General features: G+C 51.6%; 20 protein-coding genes. 10 read left to right on the plus strand and 10 right to left on the minus strand.

Annotated features, from left to right (window positions below; translation table 11 throughout):
• The first annotated feature begins 96 nt into the window (after nucleotides 1-96).
• Nucleotides 97-1203 (plus strand): citrate synthase/methylcitrate synthase, encoded by a 1107-nt coding sequence (locus tag J2Z70_RS12755; RefSeq protein ID WP_209873318.1) that lies wholly within the window; start codon nucleotides 97-99, stop codon nucleotides 1201-1203.
• A 114-nt stretch (nucleotides 1204-1317) separates the two neighbouring features.
• Here J2Z70_RS12755 and J2Z70_RS12760 read toward each other — a convergent pair whose 3' ends face one another.
• Nucleotides 1318-1605 carry a hypothetical protein gene (locus tag J2Z70_RS12760; protein WP_036694360.1) on the minus strand — a complete coding sequence of 96 codons (288 nt, stop codon included), beginning with the start codon at nucleotides 1603-1605 and terminating at the stop codon, nucleotides 1318-1320.
• A 183-nt stretch (nucleotides 1606-1788) separates the two neighbouring features.
• On the opposite strand from J2Z70_RS12760, the gene J2Z70_RS12765 reads away from it, so the two are divergent.
• Nucleotides 1789-2556: an exodeoxyribonuclease III gene (locus J2Z70_RS12765; protein ID WP_209873321.1), complete on the plus strand. Its 768-nt coding sequence runs from the start codon at nucleotides 1789-1791 to the stop codon at nucleotides 2554-2556.
• Nucleotides 2557-2652: 96 nt separating this feature from the next.
• On the opposite strand, the gene J2Z70_RS12770 is transcribed toward J2Z70_RS12765, so the two are convergent.
• A complete protein-coding gene (locus tag J2Z70_RS12770) occupies nucleotides 2653-4158 on the minus strand; it encodes an amidase family protein (RefSeq protein WP_209873324.1) in 1506 nt (501 codons plus the stop codon).
• Between the two features lie 15 nt (nucleotides 4159-4173).
• On the minus strand, nucleotides 4174-5319 hold the full coding sequence (locus J2Z70_RS12775; RefSeq protein ID WP_209873326.1) for a VanZ family protein: 1146 nt from the start codon (nucleotides 5317-5319) through the stop codon (nucleotides 4174-4176).
• Nucleotides 5320-5451: 132 nt separating this feature from the next.
• On the opposite strand from J2Z70_RS12775, the gene J2Z70_RS12780 reads away from it, so the two are divergent.
• The 4 genes from J2Z70_RS12780 (at nucleotide 5452) to J2Z70_RS12795 (ending at nucleotide 9386) form a co-directional block, all read left to right on the plus strand.
• Complete coding sequence (locus J2Z70_RS12780; RefSeq protein ID WP_209873329.1) at nucleotides 5452-5799, plus strand: hypothetical protein; 348 nt, start codon at nucleotides 5452-5454, stop codon at nucleotides 5797-5799.
• Nucleotides 5800-5934: 135 nt separating this feature from the next.
• Entirely contained in the window at nucleotides 5935-7167 is a 1233-nt protein-coding gene (locus tag J2Z70_RS12785) for an aminopeptidase (protein ID WP_036729096.1), read from the plus strand.
• Between the two features lie 559 nt (nucleotides 7168-7726).
• A complete protein-coding gene (locus tag J2Z70_RS12790) occupies nucleotides 7727-8263 on the plus strand; it encodes a sigma-70 family RNA polymerase sigma factor (protein ID WP_209873332.1) in 537 nt (178 codons plus the stop codon).
• Nucleotides 8253-9386 (plus strand): DUF4179 domain-containing protein, encoded by a 1134-nt coding sequence (locus tag J2Z70_RS12795; protein WP_209873335.1) that lies wholly within the window; start codon nucleotides 8253-8255, stop codon nucleotides 9384-9386. The genes J2Z70_RS12790 and J2Z70_RS12795 overlap by 11 nt, the downstream gene beginning before the upstream one ends.
• A gap of 65 nt (nucleotides 9387-9451) precedes the next feature.
• Here the strand turns inward: J2Z70_RS12795 and J2Z70_RS12800 are convergent, their stop codons facing one another.
• The 3 genes from J2Z70_RS12800 to J2Z70_RS12810 form a co-directional block, all read right to left on the minus strand.
• Nucleotides 9452-10012: a hypothetical protein gene (locus J2Z70_RS12800; RefSeq protein WP_209873338.1), complete on the minus strand. Its 561-nt coding sequence runs from the start codon at nucleotides 10010-10012 to the stop codon at nucleotides 9452-9454.
• Nucleotides 10013-10278: 266 nt separating this feature from the next.
• Complete coding sequence (locus tag J2Z70_RS12805) at nucleotides 10279-11580, minus strand: DUF5050 domain-containing protein (protein WP_209873341.1); 1302 nt, start codon at nucleotides 11578-11580, stop codon at nucleotides 10279-10281.
• A 160-nt stretch (nucleotides 11581-11740) separates the two neighbouring features.
• Nucleotides 11741-12589: an ornithine carbamoyltransferase gene (locus tag J2Z70_RS12810; protein ID WP_209873344.1), complete on the minus strand. Its 849-nt coding sequence runs from the start codon at nucleotides 12587-12589 to the stop codon at nucleotides 11741-11743.
• 228 nt (nucleotides 12590-12817) lie between these two features.
• Between J2Z70_RS12810 and J2Z70_RS12815 the strand changes: the two genes are divergently transcribed.
• Nucleotides 12818-13741, plus strand: a complete 924-nt coding sequence (locus tag J2Z70_RS12815; RefSeq protein WP_209873346.1) for a helix-turn-helix domain-containing protein — start codon at nucleotides 12818-12820, stop codon at nucleotides 13739-13741.
• An 89-nt stretch (nucleotides 13742-13830) separates the two neighbouring features.
• On the opposite strand, the gene J2Z70_RS12820 is transcribed toward J2Z70_RS12815, so the two are convergent.
• From J2Z70_RS12820 to J2Z70_RS12830, 3 genes are read right to left on the minus strand one after another with little or no spacing between them, the layout of a single operon-like run.
• Nucleotides 13831-14970 carry a toxic anion resistance protein gene (locus tag J2Z70_RS12820; protein WP_209873349.1) on the minus strand — a complete coding sequence of 380 codons (1140 nt, stop codon included), beginning with the start codon at nucleotides 14968-14970 and terminating at the stop codon, nucleotides 13831-13833.
• 26 nt (nucleotides 14971-14996) lie between these two features.
• Nucleotides 14997-16682, minus strand: coding sequence for a vWA domain-containing protein (locus tag J2Z70_RS12825; protein ID WP_209873351.1), 1686 nt, complete (start codon nucleotides 16680-16682; stop codon nucleotides 14997-14999).
• 18 nt (nucleotides 16683-16700) lie between these two features.
• The gene (locus tag J2Z70_RS12830; RefSeq protein WP_209873353.1) at nucleotides 16701-17408 is read right to left on the minus strand and encodes a hypothetical protein; all 708 of its coding nucleotides are present in this window, start codon (nucleotides 17406-17408) and stop codon (nucleotides 16701-16703) included.
• Between the two features lie 618 nt (nucleotides 17409-18026).
• On the opposite strand from J2Z70_RS12830, the gene J2Z70_RS12835 reads away from it, so the two are divergent.
• On the plus strand, nucleotides 18027-18983 hold the full coding sequence (locus tag J2Z70_RS12835) for an EamA family transporter (RefSeq protein WP_209873595.1): 957 nt from the start codon (nucleotides 18027-18029) through the stop codon (nucleotides 18981-18983).
• Between the two features lie 87 nt (nucleotides 18984-19070).
• On the opposite strand, the gene J2Z70_RS12840 is transcribed toward J2Z70_RS12835, so the two are convergent.
• Nucleotides 19071-19544, minus strand: coding sequence for a DUF1572 family protein (locus J2Z70_RS12840; protein WP_209873355.1), 474 nt, complete (start codon nucleotides 19542-19544; stop codon nucleotides 19071-19073).
• Nucleotides 19545-19886: 342 nt separating this feature from the next.
• Here J2Z70_RS12840 and licT point away from each other — a divergent pair, with 342 nt between their 5' ends.
• Together licT and J2Z70_RS12850 are read left to right on the plus strand one after the other, a co-directional pair.
• Nucleotides 19887-20723: a BglG family transcription antiterminator LicT gene (gene licT, locus J2Z70_RS12845; protein WP_209873358.1), complete on the plus strand. Its 837-nt coding sequence runs from the start codon at nucleotides 19887-19889 to the stop codon at nucleotides 20721-20723.
• A gap of 109 nt (nucleotides 20724-20832) precedes the next feature.
• Nucleotides 20833-22731, plus strand: coding sequence for a beta-glucoside-specific PTS transporter subunit IIABC (locus J2Z70_RS12850; RefSeq protein WP_209873360.1), 1899 nt, complete (start codon nucleotides 20833-20835; stop codon nucleotides 22729-22731).
• The last annotated feature ends 22 nt before the right edge of the window (nucleotides 22732-22753 follow it).

Below are 22753 nucleotides of genomic sequence, written 5' to 3' on the forward strand. Positions count from 1 at the left end.
CATAAAAAACTATAAATATGCAATATAGATTTTGCAGTTTATACTCCTAATATGATGAATTTCTTCCTGCGGGACCGGAAAAGGGGTAAAGATATAATGGCTAAAGTAACGGGATTAGAAGGCGTAGTTGCCGGAGAGACAGCAATTGGATTGGTAGATGGGGAGAAAGGGTATCTGGTGTACCGCGGGTATTGGGCGAAGGAGCTTGCGGTGAGCAAAAGCTATGAGGAAGTTGCTTATTTGCTCTGGAACGGACATCTGCCTGATGCGGAGGAGCTGGCGCAGCTCAAGGTGCAGATGGCAGCGGAGAGAGCGATTCCTGAATATCTCTGCAAGATGCTTGATCTGTATCCGGCGTCTGTACCGCTGATGCTGGTATTACAAAGTGCAGTGGCTGCGCTTGGGGATGAGGAGAACGCTACCTGGCCGCCCACACTGAAGCAAGCCGTGCGGCTGACGGCAATGCTTCCGGTGATCATTGCTTACAGGTACCGTAGTCTTCAAGGCTTGGCACCGCTGAAATCGCTTCCTGAGCTTGGTCATGCCGCGAATTATCTCTATCTGCTCACAGGCAAGCTGCCTGAAGAGGCTCATGTAAAGGCGCTTAGCGCCTATATGATCCTGTGCATCGAGCATGGCATGAATGCCTCTACCTTCGCCGGGCGGGTGGTGCTGTCCACGGAATCGGATATGTGCGCGGCCGTAGCCGGATCGATCGGGGCCATGAAGGGTCCGCTGCATGGCGGCGCGCCGTATGAAGTGATATCGATGCTGGAGGAGATCGGGACTAAGGAACGCGCGGAGCCTTGGCTGAGAGAGAAGCTTGAGGCCGGGGAGAAGCTGATGGGCTTCGGGCACCGGATCTACAAGACCAAGGACCCGCGGGCGGAAGCCCTGCAGATTGCGACCCTTACGATGGTCGGCAAGGATGCTTCCTTTGATCTTGCGCTTCATGTGGAGGCTACAGCGATAGCGCTTCTGGAGGAATATAAGCCGGGCCGCCGCCTGTTCACCAATGTTGAGTTCTATGCTGCGGCTATTCTGAAGGCGCTGGAGCTGGCGCCTGAGATCTTCACGCCTACATTCACAGCGGGAAGAATTGTCGGCTGGACGGCCCATTTGCTGGAGCAGTCAGCCCATAACCGGATTTTCCGGCCACAATCTACTTATATCGGACCTATGCCTGAATCAGAGACAGTCTGATAGCAGCTGCTTCTCTATTGAACATGCAAAAGCACCCCCGGCCGTCTACCAGCCGGAGATGCTTAACAAGGGAATGTTAATGAGAGAGTATGAGGGGGATACTCTTACATTAGATTAGAAATCAGAGGTTGCCACTTCGATGGTGCCGAAGACTGCACCGGCAGCTGTGCTGAGAAGTCCAGCGACAAGCAGGGCATGAACAGATAGAGTGAGACTGTTAAATGCAGGGATCAGATAAGTGACCACTGGAGCGTTGACGCGGTAAATAACGAGATCCACGGGGAACCCGGAATTGTTGTTTACCGTCACAGCCGCGTTGATGCCACCTGCCAGATTTTCATAGTAAGATTTACCTACGGAAGCCGGCAGATTGAAGAATTGTTGCGGTAATAGGATAGCCATTGTAATGTCCTCCTTTTCCTTGTGATAGGATAGTATATTCGGCAAAACTATGATTGCTGTAACGTATGCCATGGGAGATTCACACATTTCAATAGGATGCCAGCAGATTCATAGACAAATAGACAACCCGGATCTATGGTACACTGGATGTAATCTAGTGACAGGTAAGGGGAAATGACAACGATGAAGCTGGTATCCTGGAATGTGAACGGTCTGAGAGCTTGTGTGAATAAAGGGTTTAGCGAGTATTTCCGGGAGGTTGACGCAGATATCTTCTGTGTGCAGGAGACGAAGCTCCAGGAGGGACAGATTGTTCTGGACCACGGGGAAGAATATGCCGGGTACTGGAATTATGCGCTCAAAAAAGGATATTCGGGTACGGCTGTATTCACTAGAATCAAGCCGCTATCCGTACGATATGGACTGGAGCAGGAGACGGAGGATGAGGGGCGGATTATCACCCTGGAATTCCCTGATTTCTATCTGGTGAATGTGTATACGCCGAATGCCAAGCGCGATCTGTCGAGGCTGGACTACCGGATGGAGTGGGAGGACCGGTTCCGCGCCTACTTGCTGAAGCTGGATGAGCATAAGCCGGTTGTCGTATGCGGGGATCTGAATGTGGCGCATCAGGAGATTGACCTGAAGAATGCGAGATCGAACCGGGGGAATTCAGGCTTCACCGACGAAGAACGCGGCAAAATGACCACGCTGCTCGCAGCCGGCTTCGTGGATACCTTCAGATGGTTCTATCCTGAGCTGGAGGGTGCCTACAGCTGGTGGTCCTACATGCCTAAGGTCAGAGAGAAGAATGTGGGCTGGCGGATCGATTATTTTCTCGCTTCAGAGCGCTTGACCCCGCGTCTGCTGGACGCCGGAATTGAATGTAATGTCCTAGGCAGCGATCATTGCCCGGTGGTCCTCCATCTGGCGGATACGGCGGAAGCATAGACAGAGTGTATAGATATGATATACAAAAGGCGGTATCCCGGAGTTCGGGATACCGCCTTTTGTGATTGTGTCAGCGGCTGAGCGGAGGCTAACCAGTTAATCTGACGAGCTGCCTGGCTCCAGCACCGGGGACCGCCGGTGCTTCGTAGCCTGCTCGTAACTATAAGCAATCCCTAGCAGCGTAGCTTCACTATGTGCTGAAGCACAGAAGGTGATACCCTGCGGTCCCTTGGTAAGATAGCCGCCTGGCGCAACAATACCCGAGTAGGTATAGCCGGCAGGAACTGTAATCAGCGGATAACCCGCTCTTGCCGCTACTTCACATCCGTGATCTCCGGGGAACAGGAGCGCATCCAGACCGTAATGCTCCAGGGCATAATCGATTCCCTGCTTACCGGCCAGTGAACGGGAATAATGCAGCTGCTTCAGGTATTCCTGCTTTGTAATATCATCCCCGGAGGTGTTCAGCCATTCCAGTGTTCCTTGGCCATATTTCAGCGCCTGTTCGCCATGCTGCTGGTTGAAATCTATCAGCTCCTGCAGAGAATGCACAGCAGCGGAGTCCGGCAGGCTTCCCAGATAGCGGTTCAATCCAGGCTTGAATTCATATTGCAGAATCGTAGCCTTCCATTCCGCCTCCTGATAGGGGAGCTCCACGGGGTCAATGATTACTGCCCCCAGCTCTCTCAGGTCCGCTATGGCAGATTCCATCTTATCTAATGCTTCATTATCCAGATCCTTATAATAGAATCGCGGGATTCCGATCCGCTTGCCTGCCAGTGCATGAAGCTCCAGACCTGCCGAATAATCCAGCACAGTTGAGGAAGAAGAGTCGGCGCTCCCGGCTAATACATTAAGCAGAAGTGCAGCGTCCTTGACCGTTCTGGCCATCGGACCGGCGCTGTCCTGGCTGCCGATTCCCGGTATAATGCCTTTGTTACTCACTAATCCCCAGGTAGGCTTAAGGCCGACCAGGGAGTTATGGGCCGCCGGACTGATGATGGAGCCGGAGGTCTCCGTGCCTACGGCGACCGTGACAAGGTTAGCGGCAACCGCCGCCGCACTTCCCGAGCTGGAGCCGCCAATGAACAGCTCCCCCGGGCCGTAAGGATTAAGTACAAGGCCACCGCGCGAGCTGTATCCGGACCACATCGACGGCGACATGAAGTTGGCCCATTCGGTCATATTGGCTTTGCCCAGAATGACTGCTCCGGCTGTCCTCAGCCGTGTGATAAGCTCAGCGTCTTCTGCTGCTATGCACTCTGCAAGCGCCAAGGCTCCTGCACTGGTGTGCAGCTGATCTGCTGTGCCGATGTTATCTTTGACCAAGACCGGAATACCGTGCAGCGGTCCCCGGCTGCCCTGATCCCTTCGTTCCTGGTCGAGCCTCGCGGCAATCGCAAGAGCCTCTGGATTCACCTCCAGTACGGAGCGGAGCAGACCGTCCAACCGGTTGATTCTTTTCAAATACCAGCCTACCAGCACTTCGGAGGTTAGGTTACCTTGTGCCATTTGCTCCTGAATACTGGTGATGTCTGCTTCTATTAACCACTCTTGCTCATTTGGAGCAGGGGATATACGGGTGAAGTCGTTATTATTCATAAGGATGTTGTACCTCTATTCATTGTTTGTTGTGCTGCCCCCGGTCACGCTGGCCGCTGCCTGATGCCGCTCCGGCCAGCTGATTACATTGCGGGTTCTGCTAAGCTCTTCATAGATGAGTGGACGGTCACGCTTAATCAGCCGCAGCACCAGATGGATGAAGAAGGCCAAATCTGCCAAGAGGATGACTATTTTCACAAGAGCAGCCAGCGCTGTGCCGATAGAGACGAAGAAGGAGGAGTCAGGCATCAGGGAATTCATTCCGCCTAAGACGCCATAGAGTAATCCATATCGTGCCCATACCCCCCAGGGTCTGGCCGGGCCGCCGTCTTCACTCCTAAGCCGGATACGCACGACCCATTTGCCGAAGGTGCGCCCGCCTGTGAGCAGAGGAATGCTCAGGAAATAGACCATACTAACTGCCCACAACGAAATACTCAACGAGAGCAGATTGAGGAGAATGGTCACCGCGAGCAGCAGGATGGAATCCAGCAGGAAAGCAAGGGCGCGGCGGGTGTAGGTCACTCTTTTGGCGGAAAGGTCCTCTTGGCTGTCAAGCTTCTCAATCCTCGGCAGCAGGCCGGAGATCCATAGGGAGAGCTTGAATCCGATCATGCCGCCCAGCGTATTCGTGATCATGTCATCGACATCGAAGATCCGGTAGGGGTGGTCGAAGAACCCGTAAATGCCTGTAATTTGCGTAATTTCGAACAACAGCGACAGCGCAAAGGACAGAATAATGCAGACCACCCAGCGCGTGCGGAAGTAGTAGCCCAGGAACATACCGAAGGGTACGGTCAGCAGTACATTGAAGGCCGCCAGCAGAAAATCCGCTCCGGTCAGCACATTAAGGTAGCTGGAAGGGTCGCTGCGCGTAATTGGCGTATTGTGCAGAATATCCTGGATGAACTGCAGCGGCACGAACTGGAGCATGCTCCCGGCGGGGGCTGCATTATGCCTGGAATCAGGCAAGGGAAGCAGGACCAGGAAGAATGCGTTAAGCAGGTACAGCAGTAGCAAATACAGCACCAAGGCCCGGATTTTATTGATATAGCCGTGCCGGCGGTATTGCACGATCAGCAGCGGCAAGGTGAAGAACAGCGCCGCAACCGGAAAAGCCATGAATGCATAGGAAATCGGAAATAGATAAGTCTGGAACATGGGTTCACCTGCTGTCAGTATTTTGTCACAACGACTTCATTATAGAATTAAACATAAACCGTCTCAACAGAATTAATCATTCTAACCGTTCTTTCCTGCATAGACATGTTAGGAGAGGAGCGTGAGGACAATATGGAAAAGAAGGTTCAACAGTATTACAAGCTCAAGGCGAAGCAGAAGGAGCTGGAAAAGGAGCTGGCCGGACTCCGGCAGGAGATTCTTGCCCATATCAATGAAGCGGGGCAGACTGAGGCAGTGTTCGGCAGCTACAAGGTCAAGCTGGTCACTCAAAACCGCAAGGAATATGATGACGACAAGCTCTATCAGACCCTGTCCGACCCCGAACTGTGGCGGCTGCTCTCCCGGGCAGATCCGGCCAAGGTTGCCAGCCTGACGAAGCTGAAAGTGATCGCGGAAGAGAAAATCGCCCATACGTATGATGTGAAGACCATTCAATTACTTCAGGTGGATAAGCAGTAGCGGAAGCGCTGCCGGAAGCGGAGGGATTACATTATGCTCAGCTTCCGGTTGTATATAGAGCATAGATAGGTGCCATCTTCCCGGTCTTCCGCTATAATTATACAGAGACAGTGAAGATATGGAGGAAGAGAAGAAATGAAGGATTTTGAGCAGATGCTGGAGAAATACGCAGAGCTGGTAGTCAAGGTCGGTGTGAATGTGCAGCCGGGACAAGTGCTGATGGTTCACGCCCCGCTGGAGACCGCGGAGCTTACCCGGCTGATTGTAGGCAAGGCCTATGACGCCGGAGCGAAATACGTGCTTGTAGACTGGGACGATGAAGCGGTCACACGCATCCGTTACGAGAAGGCTCCTGAGGAATCGTTCGGGTATTATCCGCAGTGGCATGCCGATATGCTGGAGGGATTCGCTGAAGAAGGCGGGGCTATATTACATATAAAGGTGCCGGACCCGGAATTATTCCGCGGGATCGATTCGGCCAAGGTCTCCACTGCCGTTAAGGCGGCTGCGGTTGCGCGCAAGAAGTACCAGGCCTACACCCGCAACAGCAGAATCAGCTGGTCGCTGATCAAGGCGCCGACACGTGCCTGGGCGGACAAGGTGTTCGCCGATCTGCCGGAGGAAGAACGGATCGATGCGATGTGGGAAGCGGTGTTCCAGATGAACCGTGTGAATAGCGAGGACCCGGTTGCGGCGTGGCGCAGCCATATCGGAGAGCTGAAGCAGAGCCAGGACCGTATGAACGCCAAACGCTACAAAAGCCTGCATTACCGCGCTCCGGGCACAGATCTGCGTGTCGAGCTGCCGGAAGGCCATTTATGGCGCGGCGGCGGTGGGGAGAATGCGCGCGGCGTCTATTTTGTAGCGAATATGCCTACAGAAGAGATCTATACGATGCCCCATCGCACCGGCGTAAATGGCACGGTCAAGAGTACGCTTCCGCTGAACCTGAACGGGCGGCTCGTCGACGGAATTACTGTTACCTTCACAAACGGCAAGGTTACAGCGTATGACGCTGAATCCGGCCGCGAGCACCTGACTTCCTTGCTGGATACGGATGAGGGAGCCTCATACCTCGGAGAAGTGGCGCTGGTGCCGCATGACTCGCCGATCTCCCGGCTGAACAGAGTATTCTATAACACCGGAATTGACGAGAATGCCTCCTGTCATTTCGCACTGGGCAGCGCCTATCCGGTTAATATAGAAGGGGGTACCTCCATGACAAGCGAAGAGCTGCTGTCCAGAGGTGCCAATGTCAGCCTCACGCATGTCGATTTCATGGTCGGCTCCGATGCGCTTGATATTGACGGGGAACTGGCCGATGGTACGATCGAGCCGGTGTTCCGTAAGGGGAATTGGGTGCTCTAGGTGTGTCCTATCGAGAAGTGAAGTAATCTACAGAACTAAGTCATCCTAACGGATGAATAGGATTACCTTCGCACCAGTGCAATGTATACTGTTTTCCGCATACATTCAGGCCGAGTGCCTGCTTGGGAGCACAACGTATGCTGTTTTTCACATACATTTGGTCCATATGCCTGCTTGCGAACACAATGTATGCTGTTTTTCACATACATTCAGGCCGAGTGCCTACTTGGGAGCACAACGTATGCTGTTTTCCACATACATTTGGTCCAACACACCTTCTCCACAGCAGCATGAAACTATAGTTTCCTATATAACAAGAAAGGCCGCAATATTCCCGGCAACGGGGATTGCGGCTTTTCTGTTGAAATATAAGAATTTATAGGTTTTACGCTATAAATTATTCTTCTATTTCTCGCTGAAACGGTACCGTCCTTTAAAAGGACGGCAAAGCCGTTTCCACTTGTTCATGAGGATTATAAAATAATTGCCGCAGACTAAAACTGTTTGCACAACCTCTCCGTCTAATTCATGTAAAAAAAGATGGAGAGGAGAGGGAGAGATGACGATGTCAGGCGCAGAGATGAAGCGGGTCACTGCCGCTGTGCCGTTTGAAGAGACAGATTTCGTCAAAGCGGTGATGGAGCACAGCGACCAGTTATATTCTATTGCCTACAGTTATCTGGGCAACCGCAATGACGCGCTGGAAGCGTTGCAGGAGACGACTTGCCGGGCGTGGATGAAGCGAAGGACCCTTAAGGACTCAGGCGCGTTCAAATCCTGGCTGATCAGGATTCTAATCTATGTCTGCATTGACGAACAACGCAGAAGGAAGAAGGCGGTTCCCACAGCGGCAGAGCATATGCAGGAGGCCGTCATTCATAACAGTACCGAATCTATGGAAATGCAGTGGGCGCTCTCGCAGGTGAAGGTGAAATACCGCCATGTGCTGCTGCTCAAATATTATAACGACATGACCTTGGCCGAGATCGCGGTGCTGCTTAAGAAGCCGGAGGGGACCGTCAAAACCTGGCAGCACAAAGGGCTGAAGCAGCTTAGGACCATTATGAAGAACCGGGGTGAGTGGGATGGACAGTAGTAGGGAAGAGCAGGCGATGCTGACGGATGCGGCACGTATACACAAGGAAGCCGGAGCGGACGCCGGAGGCAATGAGATTAGACAAGCTGTTATAGCCGGAATCGAGCTCGGACGCAGGAGAAGCTGGCAGGGCAGACTCACCAAAGGCTCCTTCCTCGGATTAGCCGCTGCCGCGGTTGCCGCAATCATTCTGTTCCTCATTCCGGTCATTCATGATGCGGCACCTCGTGCTGCCGGACCTGCCGGAGAAGTGAACTGGGGCGGGCTGGAAATGTTCAAGCGGCTCTATTCTTCTGATTCAGAGGCACCTACACTGGATACGGCCATCCGGCACGGCTATATCCAGGAAATTAATCAAAGCGTAGCCAGCGGGGATTACCGGATTACCCTGAATGCAGTAACGGCGGATGAGAATAAAATCATCTTTTTGTATACAGCAAATGTCGCGGAAGGACAGGAGATCTATAGTGTTAACAGTGCGAGAATCAAGAATCCGGCAACCGGCTATGATCTTGAGAACGGGGGTGGGATCGGCGCCCATGCTAAAAACAATGGACACGATGATAAGCGTATTTTTTACGGGCGCGGTGCCATCCTTCTGGACCGGAGCAAGCCGTTCCCGGAACAGCTGGAAGCGGATTTCCAGATTTCCTCAATGGATAAAGGGAAAATGAAAGATCTGGCGAAGGGTGTCAATGTAGCCGATGTGCATTATTCCCCGAGACTCAAGATCAGCTTCAAGCTTGACCCGAAATTCAAAAAGCAGCAGACAGTCATTGTCCGGCCGGGGGAGGATTTCATGCTGGAGGGGATTCAAGTGACGCTCGAGCAGGTTGAGCTCTCTCCCTTGATGATCCGCACTGTAGTCAAAATTAAAAACGAGTCTGAGATTACATGGGAGAACAGGCAAAAGATATCTGGCTCTGTACACAGGAATGAAATTATGTCGACTGCCAAGTACGGAACCACCGAGATATGGTCACCGACAGGTACTGGAACCGATGAGGGATTTGAACATTATTTCGGCAGCAATCTGCTGGATAAGCCGGAATCGATGAACATGATTATGAAGACCGGAGAAGGCAAGAATACCAAGGAGATTAACTTGCCAATCCTGCCGTGAATCCTTGCATGTGGAAGAGGCTGACTGCCGGTATGCTCGGCAGGTCAGCCTTTTTGGCGGTTGGGTTAGAGCGGTTGTAATCCCCGGTTATCAAACCTGAAGGCAAGCTTATTGCCGTCAAAAGTCTCTCCGGTCCGCTCGGAATAGAGGCCCTGTGTATAGCGGGAGACGGTCTTCCGCCAAAATTTCTGTCCGGTTATATTCTTCGCCGCCGGATTCGTGAACAGCTCCCATTCACCCCGGAATTGTTCAAACACCAGCACCGCCGCCTGTTCCGCGATTCCTGTCCCTCTGAAGGGCTGCAGCAGAAAATAGTCGCTCACGAAATAATCAACGCCCTGTGCACAGTAGGGAGGGGTGGCGATGCGGGCGAAGCCTGCCGGCATCGCATTAGCTTGAATTAGGAAAGAGTACAGAGTGCCCGGCTTGTCCCACCAAATATTCTGGACCTCGTACTGGTCTGCCAGCGTGCGGTATTCGTCCGTATCCTCAAAGATACCATGCCGGTTAGGAAGATGCCCCTCCACAAGTCCGTAATGTCCCGACAGATCATGCAGATAGAGCGGTAACATATTTTTGATGATATAGGCTTCATCCGGTCCGGTTAGCTTGATAGATATATTCATTGCCAGCCTGCTTTCTGTAATTATCTATAACGCCTACTCCCAATGTATACCGGAAATGAAGTCTTTTCATAGGCAAGTCTCTGTTATAAACTGAACTTTATCTATTCGCATCCAAGTGGAAACGGCATTACCGTCCTTTTATAAGGAAGGTACCGTTTCAGCGAGAAATAGAAGGATAATTTATCGTGTGCAACATATAAATTCTTATATTTTTAAAAAAGCCGAAACTTCCGATATCGAAAATTCCGGCTTATTCTATATATATATTACTTCGCGGAGACCAGTGCTAAGTAGCTAACCGGACCAGTGGACAGTTTGATTTTGGTTTTGCCGTCATTGCTGTACCGGTAGAGGCAGTCATTGTCAAGACCATTGATATAATACAAGCCGGGAATATTGTCTGTAATTACAGAGTAATCGGACTCAACGCCCGTCATTTTGGTCAAGGATGAATCGGCATTCAGGACGTAAGCATCGGCTGCGGTGAACAATACGGTGGTGAGCGCCGTTCCGTTCTTAACCGTTCTGATATCTTGAACATTCGTCAGCGGCAGCGCCTTGGAGGCGATGATTTTGCCGTTGGCCAGCGTGCTGATGTAGGCTTTGCCTTTGGAATCTGCATATACCAGCTTATTCACAGCAATCTCGCTGATGCTGGTCACACTGTTCTGGCTGAGCTGCAGGATCTTTCCGTTCTTATCCATCAGGAAGCCCTTGCCGGTGTTATAGTCCAGCTCATCGCCGGTGGCATCCACTTTAATGCCTTTGTTGAACAGAAAATAATGATCGGACCAGCTACCGGCAGTGGCGGCATTGGATTCAAGCGGGTTTTTGGCATTGGCTGCTTTGGGAGCTCCACCGCTTAGAGGGAGGGTGTAGAGCACCATTGAGTTCAGAGAATACTCGGTTTCGGCAGGTTTGTTGTCAATCATAAGGTTAATACTTGTAGCATAAGGATGATAAAATTTGCTCTTCTGAATCGCTCCGCTGGCAATCCACTGAATGGCTCCACTCCCGTCGCGGGACCTCGAAGCAACCCAGGTAGTGTTGTTCTTCAGCGCATTATAGTAGATCCGCCCGCCTGATACGTCGAAGGCCCGGAAATTCACATCGGCATTGTCTGCGATAAGAGTAAGCTGTGAATCATCGTCAGCGTCGGCCAAGGTGCGGTAGATGTGTCCTGTATCATCCAGGAAGTACAGATAGGGACCCTCGAACAGGTAAAAGAGGATATTCCGGTCCCCGAGGAAGCTCGTAATTAAAGCATCGGGATCACTTAGGGACAGCCGCTGAATTCCCATACCGTCATTATAGTAAAAATACAGATATTTGCCGGTTGAATCTAATCCGTTGCCGTCATAATTCTCAACGATCTTCTGTGTCTCACTTCCATCTGTGGTCACACGGTATAGAACATCGTCAGAGACATAGTACACATATGATTTCGCAGAAGCTGCCGCTGCTGCCGTATGTGACTGTCTGCCGCCCCCAACTGTACCGAGTGTCGCCAGTAGCAGCACGAGCAGAAAGACACCTGTTTTTCTGGATAGTAATTGTAAAGCCTTCATAGTCATTCTCCCCTTCAGCCAATGTGGTAAACATACGAACAAATCCTGTTCTAATAAGATATCGGATGAATCGGCAGTTTCAAATATACAGCTTAAGCCCTAAAGGGCTTGCATGAAAGAGAAAATGAACCGGCAGGCTGGGACTCATGGTCCGGCAGCATCAATGGGATAAGCAATAGATGAGGATGGCCTGCTGAAGATAGATCAGGCTTTTCTTGAACCCGAATCCGGCAAAATAAGGCGAAGCAATTACCTCTTCACTGACCTCCTCGTTGCGGAAGAAGGGAGGACAGGGGTTCAGCAGCGCCCCGGGTCTTGTCTGCTTCATCCGGTCCAGTGTAATCTGATAGGTACTGATATACTCCGGGGTCAGGAAATCCTTAGGCAATGAATCGGTTAGAATCACATCGCTCTCCGGTAACACGCTATCCAGGCTTGTATGAAAGGTATAGCCCGGGTGATTGCCGCTGGCCATCTCATGACCTGGCGTGCATACATGATGGAAGGATAGATTCAGGGCTTGCGCCGCCTCCAGCCAGGTTCTTGATATATTGCCGGGCGGTCCCACGAAGGTGTAGGTCAGCTCCCGGTAGTTGTCCCGGAGGGTGCGCAGAGCATACAGGTCAGCCATAATCTCGCAGGGATGATTATGTGCGGTCATTGCATTAATAACGGGAACAGAGGCGTGTGCAGACAGCTCCTCCAGTTTGCAGAGATCCGGGATTCTGGCAATGATGCCATCCCCCCAGTTCTCCAGGTAGCGGACGATATCACCCGGCGCTTCTTTCTTGTTGAGCGTCTCCGGCGGAAAGGTAATGCAGGCCCCGCCCAGATCGCTGATGCCTTTCTCGAAGCTGACCCGTGTCCGCAGACTGGTCTCCGGGAAGAAGAGAATCATGGTCTTGCCTTTGAGTAATGGTTCAGATTTTCGGAGACGAAGCCGGTCGGTTAATTCAAAGATATCCAGAATCTGCTCTGAAGTAAGCTGGTTGATATTCAAAAAATGCATAGATGTATCCCCCGGTAAATGAGAAATCAGCAATAATTGCCGGTTGAATAAATATACAATAATAAGGAATAGTATACAACCCATTTAATGTTAAAAAGCACATTCTACCGGCAGTTGAATAAAAGGGATGCAGCCGTTCAACCAGCGATTGATAGGATTGTGCATGCTGAAATGCTATGCTGTTTTCGACAGTGTGCACTGTACATTTTATAATCTCGGAGGGATATCATGCTCGACTTACGTAGAATTGGGGCTTATATTTCGCGGCTTCGCAAAGACCAGGACTGGACCCAGCTGGAGCTTGCCGATCAACTGAATGTAAGTCATCAGGCGGTCTCGAAATGGGAGCGTGGCGACTCGCTGCCGGATATTGGAACACTTCCGCAGGTTGCGGGGTTATTCGGCCTAACCGTAGACGACATTTTGAATGCAGGAGATCACGCAGAACATCGGGAGCACCTGCATCTGGGTCGGATCGTAGAGGAGATTGCAGAGAACAGGCCGGGCCAGGTTACAGAGCTGGTCAATGCCGGTAAGCTGGAGATGGAAGAGCTTGTAGAGGTAGCGCCTTTTGTAAAAGCTAGTGCCCTGAATAAGGTTACAGAGGGCATAGACAGCAGCGTCCTTACGCTAGAGGTAATTATGCGGCTGGCCCCGTTCCTGGGAAGAGATACATTGGATGAACTGGTTCGTCAGGCTGAACAGAAAGAAATAGCTTGGAATGTCATTTCTGGACTTGCCCCGTTCGTCAGCAGCACCACCTTAAGCCGGCTGGTCGATCAATCAGTAGACGGTTCCAGAGAGGTGAACAATCTTGTCGGCATCGCCCCGTTTCTGGAACGGGAACAGCTGGACCTGTTGGTGCAACAAGCCAGAGGGGAGAGCCCCAGCTGGCATTCCATTCAAGGGCTGGCCCCCTTTATTAGCAGAGAGACGTTAGGCAATCTAGTTGACCGGGTGGCAGACGGTACTGTCGATGGAAATCGGCTCACAGGCCTCGCTCCTTTTCTGGACAGAAGGAAGCTTGAGAAGTTGCTTGGTGAAGTCGAAGCGGATCAGCTCAGCCCGGATTTGTTGGCTAGCCTAGCTCCTTTCCTGGATCAAGGGACGTTAAGCAGAATGGTGACAGGCTTACTGAATTCAGGAAGGTAGACAGCAAAAGGAAAATAGACAGGCAAAAAAACAGAGCACCGGCGTAACCGCCGCCATGCTCTGTTTTGCGTTAAATATGGGCAGTGATACTACAGCCCGAGCGTATTGCCCTTTTCTAGCCGCTGAATCTGCTGTTCCCCGTTATCTGCCAGCTCCCGGAACTGGGTAATGGTCTCCTGCATCTTGGGGAGCGCCTCCTGCTTGTAGGTGCTGATTGAATCCAGGGCAGAGAGAACGTCTGTGAAGGCCTGCTTCAGCGTATCGACCGAAATACTGGTTTCAAGCGATTGCTTATGAATGGCAGCACCCTGCTCCTTAAGCATTCTGGAGGTGCCGCTGATCAGATTGTCGGTGGTCTGGTTCAGCAGCTCGATTTTTTGGAGCACGATCTTCTGGTTGTACAAAGCGCTGGCTACTGTAACCGAAATTTTGAGCGCAGATACCGTGACATTCCGTGCTCTGTCGACTCCACGGATCAGTTCCTTGTTGTTGCGGATAACAACCTCAATGGCCATAATTCCCTGTTGATTAACCACGAGCATCTGCTGCAGATCCATGACCCGCTGGCGCAGCGGGAACAGCACTTCCTCCGTGATGAACCGCACCTTATCCTCATCTTCACCGCGCTGCTTGGCCGCTTCAATCTGCTTCTCGATCTCCTCGTCCATCAGGATGCCGAGCTGAATCTCCTTCTTAAGGCGCTTGGTCAGCTCCCGCAGGGTCTGCTGTTCAATCTCCAGTGTCGTATTGTCATTCTTCAGCACGGCTTTGCCTTTATCCAGAGATAGGATAATATCTGAGATGACAGCATCGGCCTTTTGATATTTGGCGAAATAATTACGCAGGGGGTGAAAAAACTTGCCGAGGAACCCGCTTTTGGCAAAATCGACCGCGCTGGGGTCCAGATCCTTGAGCTGCTGGTGCAGCTCGGTTAATCCCTTGGCGACCTGGCCGCCTTCATCCCCGGTCTTGGACAGATTGCCCACCGATACCTGAAGCAGGGAGTTCTTCTCCGACGAGGAGCGCATGGTGCCCATCCCGAAGCTGTCAATCGACTGCAGCACGGCCTTGCGTTTCTCCAGAGACTCGAAGTCCAGCTCCAGAATGCTGGAGACATTATTGATCGCCTGCTCCTTAAGCTGGGTGACTTCCTCCGGCTCCGGCTGGACCTGCTCCTCGATGACCGATTTCAGCTTCTCGGGGCTGGGAATTTCCATGGTGAATGACATATGAACCCTCCTTCAGAATATAAAGTCTACATTTGCACGTTGAGCAGGTTTCCGATTTTGTATACTACATCCTCTGTGTCAGCGTTGATATTGGCCGCCTCGTTGATGCTGGAGATGCTCTCCAGTGCCTTGATATTGGCGTTATATCCAATGGTGTATACCGGAATCTTGTAAGTCTCGATCAGGCCCCGGATATCATCCAGGGAATGGCCTTCGTTGGTCTCCCCGTCGCTAAGCACGAAGATCAGGGGCTTCATATCCGGGTTCACCGCCAGCTCATCCTTCAGCATCTTCATCGCAACCACCAACCCGTCGAAGGTAGCCGTGCCGCCCACAGGCTGAAGGCTGTTAATCGCTCCTACGAACATGGACTGCTGATTGGTGTCATATTTGCCGATGGGCAGATTGATGGTCACATCACTGGAATAGGAGACGAAGCCGATGCTGTTGTCCTTGCCGAGGAATTTCTGGCCCTTCAGCAGGGACTCCTTGAGACGGTTCAGCGGCTCGCCGGCCATGCTGCCTGAGACATCGGCTACGAATACTGCCGCAATCGGCTTGCTGCCGTTCTTTTTCTCCTTCCAGAGCTTCTGGGCCGAGGAGAGAATGGAGCCGTCAACCGGTGCCAGCTCGGAGACATAGTCCGTCAGGCCGTTGAAGCCCTTGTCCGCAGCCGTCTTCTGGTACTTATCCTGCTGGACGAATTCGCCGAACTTCTTGATGATCGCCAGCTTCTCCGGCGGCAGCTGCCCGAGTGCATACAGCGGGCTGTCATGTCTTACCCCGAACGGGGTGAACACATAACCGCTGGTCAAATCCTTCGCATTGACGAAGGTCTGATACTCAAGGACGAAGGCATCCAGCATGCCGGATTTGGCGGCTTCCCGCATTTGGAGGGTGGTGGAGGCGATGAAGGGCACGTTGGCCTGGAACTTCTCGAAGCCTTGAACGGCCTTGTCTCCCAGCAGATCCGTACTGTCGAAGGTACTCAGTGCGGTGACCAGGAAGTTCAGCCCCGTTGAGCTGGCAAAAGGATCGGTGTACCCCATCGCCAGCTCATTAGCCGCAATGGCATCGGTAATTGTCTTGACGTTGATCGAGCCGTATTTGTCGACCAGCTGATCGTATTTCTGCTTGCTCATTACCACTCCGGCCACGTTGCCGGTCAGACGCTTCGTAACCAGCTCGGCCTGCACGCCGCCGGCCTTGACCATCTCGCCCCATAGCTCATTAGAGGGAGTGAAGGCGTCAGGCACATATTTGCCGGACCGGATATAATCAGCGGCTGTGCCGGAAGCGATGTTGCGGATTTTGACTGAGGCGGGTTTGCCGTCTATTGTAATACCGGCAGCGTTGAAGTCTGCGGCGACCTCATTCAGCCAGCCGTCATTGCCTGTTCCTGACTTCTCCGTGGAGGAGAAAATCTCGACGAAGCTATCCGTGGTGCTCTCAATGGAGATGGGGAACTTGGAGATATCGGGCAACGAATCGCCGATGGATGCCGGATCAAGATCGATCTGCCCTTTTACAGGCTCAGCACTGGTCACGTTGATATCCTTATAGATGCGGTTGAGTCTTTTGTCGGCGTCTTCGGCAGAGATTTCTGTCTTGGATTTGCCCAGATTGGACGTTAAGGTAATGCCGAAATAGACAAGTGCGAAGACGGATGCGGCGATAATGCCGAGTATGAACAGTGTTTTGCCTTTCCTCATAGGTTCATCTCCCTTTCCTTACTGATAGAGTTTCGTCTGCCCGATCAGGGCGGTCAATTCCTGCATGCATGGCATTTCTTCCACATTGCTATAATCTGCGCTGCCCAGCTCGGTAATCTCCAGCAGCAGCTGATCCAGCTTCAACAGAATTTCCTCATTGGCCCCGAGGCAGCCTTTGACATAGGAGAGATATTCGTTGTATAGGGCGGTTTTCTTCTGAATCAGGGAACTGGAGAACCGGCTTGACGCGTTATCGGCGCTGAATTTGGCGAACTCCGCGGCATCGAATACACTAAGCTTGTTCAGAAGCCCCCGGATATTCAGGTAGAAGAGCTTCTCAACCTCCATAATGACGGAATGAAACTTGCGGAAGCTGAGCTCAGCCGGATCGAACCTGCGGCCCAGCACCTGGAGCAGTGCGGTCTTCTTCTTCTCAATCCGCTCCATCTGGTCCAGGGCGAGGGAGATATCATCCTTCAGCACCTTCACATTCCGGTGACGGCCGAGGCCTGCAATGTAATCCTCCCGCGTCTCTAATTGCACGCTGACGGGCTTGGCAGCCGGGGGTTTGAAGAGCAAGGTGTAACTGCCGTATAGGACGACCAGTAGACTGATGATTAGCAGGGTTACTGCCGATGCCGTTTCCAGCGGGCTTCCGCCGATCTCGACACCTAGCAGGCCGGGAGATAGAACAATGACATTTAAGATGACAACTCCGGCAATCATGCCGAATAGCTTAACGGGCCCGGATCTGTTCAGGATCTACACCTCCTCCGTAGTAGTATATTTGGGGATAGCAGCTTGAATCACATGAAATGGGTTGGAATGAAGGCTATTACAGACTGCTACGTATCGAAACTTGTCAATGTTTCAAATTTTTACGATCGCGCCGGATTGAGGACGGGTCTTCACCATATGTAAGGCTCCTTTCGAATGAACTGCTGAATTGAGTTATATTTTATCATAATTTGGGAGAGGGGGGGCTGTGTTTGTTATTGTTCATTGGCTGGAGAATTGATTAAAAAGAGGTCTACGTACGGTGAATTTCAAATTTAAAAGAAATATAGGTTGACGTCAGCTCACTTGGCGTGTAACATACAAAGAGTCGTCAACCAGGCAATAATTTCATAACTCTATATTGTTCTCGTATAACCTCGCAGCCATTCAGATATCACAGGGCGAGGGTTTCTACAGGAAGCCTACTCTTCCTAACTACGATGATAAGGACCATGAACCAGCGGTCCCTGTCCCGGAGTTAGGATTTTTTGCGTCTCTGCGGTCCTTGACCTTGACGCAGCAACATTCAGATCAGAAGATTCAGGAGGCATAACAGACATGAAAGATATGAAATATTTAATCTCCGTACTTGTAGGCGCTATGAGCTACGGCATTTTATCAACGATTGTTGTATTGGCTTACGGGCAAGGTTACAAGCTGGGAGAGGTGGTCGGCACTCAGCTCTTAACCGGCTGTATTCTCGCCTGGCTGCTTGCGTTATATACCAAGCTCAGAGCGAACCGCAAGCCGCGCAGCACAGCGAACGTTACAGCACCCGCCAAGGCGCTTCCCGCCCGGCTGACCTGGAAGCATAGACTGTTCTTGATGATGGCCGGTGCGCCAACCGTGGTTACGGGTCTGCTGTACTACCAGTCGCTCCGGTATATTCCGGCTTCGCTGGCGATTATCCTGCTGTTCCAGTTCACCTGGATCAGTGTACTGATTCAGGCGGTAAGCAAACGTCAGCGCCCAGACAAAATCACGGTGCTGACGCTGATCCTGCTGTTCGGCGGAACCCTGCTGGCCGCAGGTATTCTGAATCAGGGAGCTGCCGAGTTTAACCTGCTGGGGCTGCTGCTGGGATTATTATCGGCAGTCAGCTATTCGATGTTCATTATCTTCAGCGGCAAAGCCGTTCCTTCGGCCCATCCGGCCTACCGGAGCGCCTGGATGGTCACTGGCGGCCTAGTCCTGCTGTGTATCCTGTTCCCGCCGACCTTCCTGTTTAACGGTATGCTATGGGGACCGCTGCTGCTGTTCGGCTTCCTGCTGGGCTTGTTCGGCGCCTTTATCCCGCCGCTGCTGTTCGCCATCGGGGTTCCGCATATCGGCGGAGGGATGGCCGGTATTCTGGGCGCCGTCGAACTGCCTGTGGCTGTCTTAATGTCCTCGTTCGTATTGCAAGAGCATGTAAGTCTTCTGCAATGGACCGGAGTGGTGCTGGTGTTGCTGGGTGTGGTATTGCCGGAGCTGTATAAGCTGCGGTGGGGAAATGCTCAGAGCGTGAGTTCATCATCGGTCTGAGCTCAGGAGGATAGAAGAAGAGGAGTGTTCCCAGTGAATAGGGGAGCACTCCTTTTACAGTTAGCATTGTTGTCTTTGTCTGTGGAACTATATGGATGTTGACTTGTAACTTTCTTGTAAAATTTGTTTTGCGATATAAATGATCTGCCCCGTATGCTCCGAGTAATGTGCGGCACATTGATGCAACATATCCAGATTTGTTCTTTCACGACTCCTGACCCATTGTGTTTGCTCTAACTCTTCATCGGTAATGTTTTTTACCGTGGCAATGATCAATTCAAACTTAGCTTGGATGATCTGTTCCAGTTCGGACCTGGTAATATACGTTGGTTTGAGCTCCTCATCACGATTTCTATGAACGTCTTGATGTAAAATTCCCTTTAAAATTCTTTCATGAATGTTACCTTCAACATGTTTTATTAATGTCGAGATGCTGTTACTTGTGTTATCAGGTCTCCAATTTACTTGTTCATCATTGAGTTGTTGCAGGGCTTTAATTAGACGTGTACTTATCTCATCAAACTTTTTTGAAAGCCAATCCTTGTTAAAATCATATTTCATTGATATTACCTCCTAAGAATATGACTGCCATATTTTACTTGTTCGACTTAATGTTCTTGTAATCCTTCTTACTAACTAAGGGAAATGGTAATGTTTTCTCGTTTGGTGCTTTTCACTATGTCATTTGTAAGCGCAAACATTTTTGTTGCCAAAAGTGAAATTCAGTGCTATTCTGAATTTGGGATTGTTACTGCAAAGGCAAAACCCAAAACATGGTCACGTGTTTTGGGTTTTGCCTTTCTTTATGTTAAGGACCCTGCGGGACGCTGCAAGGAACCTTGACCCGTCTAACATCCTGTAAGCAATGCCAAATGAAATTCGGGGTAAAGGAGGGCAGCTTGGTTGATTATCGAGAAGATTTTCAATAACAATGCCATTATTGCCAAGGATTCAGGTAAGGATGAATTGGTTGTTATGGGACGCGGCATCGGCTTCAAGAAGAGCCCGGGCGATCCGGTGGATGTCTCTCTGATCGAGAAGACATTTGTACTGAAGCGAAATGACGCGTCCGAGAAATTCAAGGCCTTAATGGCGGATGCCCCCGCCGAATATGTAGCCTTAAGCTATGACATTATCGAGTATGCGAAGCAGACGCTGAAGGCCCGGCTGAGCGATTATATCTATGTGACCTTGACGGATCATTTGACTCATGCGCTGAGGCTTCATGAGCAGGGCATCCATAATGACAATCCGCTTCTCTGGGAGATTCAGCGCTGTTATCCGAGGGAGTATGCCATCGGACATCATGCTATGGGGATGATTGAGCAGGATACGCGTATCCGCCTGCCGGAGGATGAAGCTGGGAACATTGCACTCCACCTGATCAACGCGCAAATGAACAGCTCGGGCAACAAGATTGCAGATCTTACCAGGCAGACCCAGCAGATTGATGACATCCTCAATATTGTAAAGTATTCCTATAACAACGAAATTGATGAGCATACCGTCAGCTACGAACGGTTCATCACCCATTTGCGTTATTTCTTCCAGCGCTCGCGCAAGCAGGAGTCTGAGGAGTCCGTGGACGATTTTCTGCTCAAGCAGGTGAGGATGAAATACAGGAAGGCGCATCACTGTGTGCTCAAAATTGAGAAGTATCTGGACCTGAAGCTCCTGGATGAAGAAATCCTGTATCTGACGATTCACATTCAGCGGGTAACGCAAAGACAAACTGAATAAAACCACTTGGATTGTTACTGGTCATGCAGGCGAAACCAAATCAGGCAGGAAGCTGCCGGGATGGTTTCGCCTTTTGCTTATCATTCATCAGGAAACGGGAGGATTTACTATGAAATATGAGGCACTAGCCAAGGATATTATCAAGCATGTCGGCGGCAAGGAGAATATCAACGGACTCAGCCATTGCGTGACCCGTCTGCGCTTCAAGCTGAAGAATGAGGCGGTGGCCAATACAGATGTGCTGAAGAACATGGACGGAATTGTAACGGTAATTCAGAGCGGCGGCCAGTATCAGGTCGTGATCGGCAATCATGTGTCTGAGGTCTATGCCCAGGTGATGACAGCGGGAGGATTGCAGGAAGGCGGATCAGAGACAGCCTCCGGCGAGAAAATGGGTCTGTTCAACAGCTTCATCGACATGATCTCCGGCGTATTCTCGCCGACCCTTGGTGTACTGGCAGCGACCGGGATGATCAAGGGCTTCACCGCCCTGTTTCTAACTGTTGGACTCCTCACCAAGGAGTCGGGGACCTACCAGATTCTGAATGCGCTTGGGGATTGCCTGTTCTATTTCTTCCCGATCTTCCTGGGGTATACCTCGGCTAAGAAATTCGGAGCCAACATCTTTATCGGGATGGCGATAGGCGCTACGCTGGTGTACCCGTCCTTCGGCACGATCACGGCGGCGGGCGAACCGCTGTACACGCTTTTTAGCGGAACGATCTTTGAATCGCCTGTGTACATTACCTTCCTGGGGATTCCGGTCATCCTGATGTCCTATACCTCCAGCGTTATTCCGATCATCATCTCGACTTATATTGGCTCCAAGCTGGAAGCCTTCTTCCGAAAAGTGACGCCGAGCGTGGTGCGTACCTTCCTCGTCCCGTTCTTCACCCTGCTGGTCACCGTTCCGCTGGCGCTGATTGCAATCGGACCGATCTCCACCTGGGCCGGACAGCTGCTGGGGCAGGGAACCTTGTTCCTCTACAACCTTAGTCCGGTTATTGAGGGGCTGCTGGTAGGCGCGTTCTGGCAGGTCTTTGTGATCTTCGGGCTTCACTGGGGTCTGGTGCCGATTGCCCTCAATAACATGGCTGTACTGAAATCCGATCCGATTCTGGCGGCTTCCTTCGGCGCTTCGTTTGCCCAGACCGGTGCTGTGCTGGCGATTATGCTGCGCACCAAGAATGCCAAGCTGAAGTCATTGTCGATTCCGGCTATTATCTCAGGGATCTTCGGAGTTACGGAGCCTGCCATTTACGGGATTACGCTGCCGCGCAAGAAGCCGTTCATCTTAAGCTGTGTCGCGGCGGCGGTCGGCGGCGGTATTGTTGGTCTGATGGGCACCAAAGGCTATATTCTCGGCGGTCTGGGGATCTTCGGTATCCCAAGCTACATCAGTCCGGAAGGGATGGATAAAGGCTTCTACGGCGCGATTGCCGCCATTGTGATCAGCTTCATTCTCGGGTTCATTCTTGTCTTCTTCTCCGGGTTCAAGGATGAGGAAGCAGTGGACAGCAAGAGCGGCGGGACTGCCCGGAGCGTTTTGGTGAAGCAGGAGACGGTGGGAAGTCCGCTGAAGGGCCAGATTAGAGCCTTGTCGGAGCTTACGGACGAAGCCTTCTCTACAGGCGCAATGGGCAAAGGTATAGCGATTGAACCGCTGGAAGGCAAGGTGTACTCTCCCGTTGACGGGGTACTGACCACCTTATTCGCCTCCGGCCATGCGATTGGCATTACCAGTGATAACGGGGTCGATATTCTGATTCATGTCGGGAAGGACACGGTCAAATTGAAAGGCAAACACTTCACCCCCCGGGCCAAGCAAGGAGATACCGTCACCAAAGGCCAGCTGCTCATGGAGTTCGACGTTGCCGCGATCAGAGAGGCGGGCTATACGCTGACCACGCCTGTGATCATCTCCAATTCCGGTGAGTATCTCGATGTTATTGAGACGGACCAGAAGAGCATCGATTACCGGGAGAATCTGCTGACTGTCATGATCTAAACGGTATCCTAATTCAATCTCA

It is taken from the genome of Paenibacillus silagei, from assembly GCF_017874735.1.
Taxonomy (GTDB): domain Bacteria; phylum Bacillota; class Bacilli; order Paenibacillales; family Paenibacillaceae; genus Paenibacillus_AQ; species Paenibacillus_AQ silagei.

Excerpts from the sequence above, each read along its gene's own strand:
- J2Z70_RS12755 (WP_209873318.1), top strand. The coding sequence starts at position 97 with ATGGCTAAAGTAACGGGATTAGAAGGCGTAGTTGCCGGAGAGACAGCA.
- J2Z70_RS12760 (WP_036694360.1), bottom strand. The coding sequence starts at position 1,605 with ATGGCTATCCTATTACCGCAACAATTCTTCAATCTGCCGGCTTCCGTA.
- J2Z70_RS12765 (WP_209873321.1), top strand. The coding sequence starts at position 1,789 with ATGAAGCTGGTATCCTGGAATGTGAACGGTCTGAGAGCTTGTGTGAAT.
- J2Z70_RS12770 (WP_209873324.1), bottom strand. The coding sequence starts at position 4,158 with ATGAATAATAACGACTTCACCCGTATATCCCCTGCTCCAAATGAGCAA.
- J2Z70_RS12775 (WP_209873326.1), bottom strand. The coding sequence starts at position 5,319 with ATGTTCCAGACTTATCTATTTCCGATTTCCTATGCATTCATGGCTTTT.
- J2Z70_RS12780 (WP_209873329.1), top strand. The coding sequence starts at position 5,452 with ATGGAAAAGAAGGTTCAACAGTATTACAAGCTCAAGGCGAAGCAGAAG.
- J2Z70_RS12785 (WP_036729096.1), top strand. The coding sequence starts at position 5,935 with ATGAAGGATTTTGAGCAGATGCTGGAGAAATACGCAGAGCTGGTAGTC.
- J2Z70_RS12790 (WP_209873332.1), top strand. The coding sequence starts at position 7,727 with ATGACGATGTCAGGCGCAGAGATGAAGCGGGTCACTGCCGCTGTGCCG.
- J2Z70_RS12795 (WP_209873335.1), top strand. The coding sequence starts at position 8,253 with ATGGACAGTAGTAGGGAAGAGCAGGCGATGCTGACGGATGCGGCACGT.
- J2Z70_RS12800 (WP_209873338.1), bottom strand. The coding sequence starts at position 10,012 with ATGAATATATCTATCAAGCTAACCGGACCGGATGAAGCCTATATCATC.
- J2Z70_RS12805 (WP_209873341.1), bottom strand. The coding sequence starts at position 11,580 with ATGAAGGCTTTACAATTACTATCCAGAAAAACAGGTGTCTTTCTGCTC.
- J2Z70_RS12810 (WP_209873344.1), bottom strand. The coding sequence starts at position 12,589 with ATGCATTTTTTGAATATCAACCAGCTTACTTCAGAGCAGATTCTGGAT.
- J2Z70_RS12815 (WP_209873346.1), top strand. The coding sequence starts at position 12,818 with ATGCTCGACTTACGTAGAATTGGGGCTTATATTTCGCGGCTTCGCAAA.
- J2Z70_RS12820 (WP_209873349.1), bottom strand. The coding sequence starts at position 14,970 with ATGTCATTCACCATGGAAATTCCCAGCCCCGAGAAGCTGAAATCGGTC.
- J2Z70_RS12825 (WP_209873351.1), bottom strand. The coding sequence starts at position 16,682 with ATGAGGAAAGGCAAAACACTGTTCATACTCGGCATTATCGCCGCATCC.
- J2Z70_RS12830 (WP_209873353.1), bottom strand. The coding sequence starts at position 17,408 with ATGATTGCCGGAGTTGTCATCTTAAATGTCATTGTTCTATCTCCCGGC.
- J2Z70_RS12835 (WP_209873595.1), top strand. The coding sequence starts at position 18,027 with ATGAAATATTTAATCTCCGTACTTGTAGGCGCTATGAGCTACGGCATT.
- J2Z70_RS12840 (WP_209873355.1), bottom strand. The coding sequence starts at position 19,544 with ATGAAATATGATTTTAACAAGGATTGGCTTTCAAAAAAGTTTGATGAG.
- J2Z70_RS12850 (WP_209873360.1), top strand. The coding sequence starts at position 20,833 with ATGAAATATGAGGCACTAGCCAAGGATATTATCAAGCATGTCGGCGGC.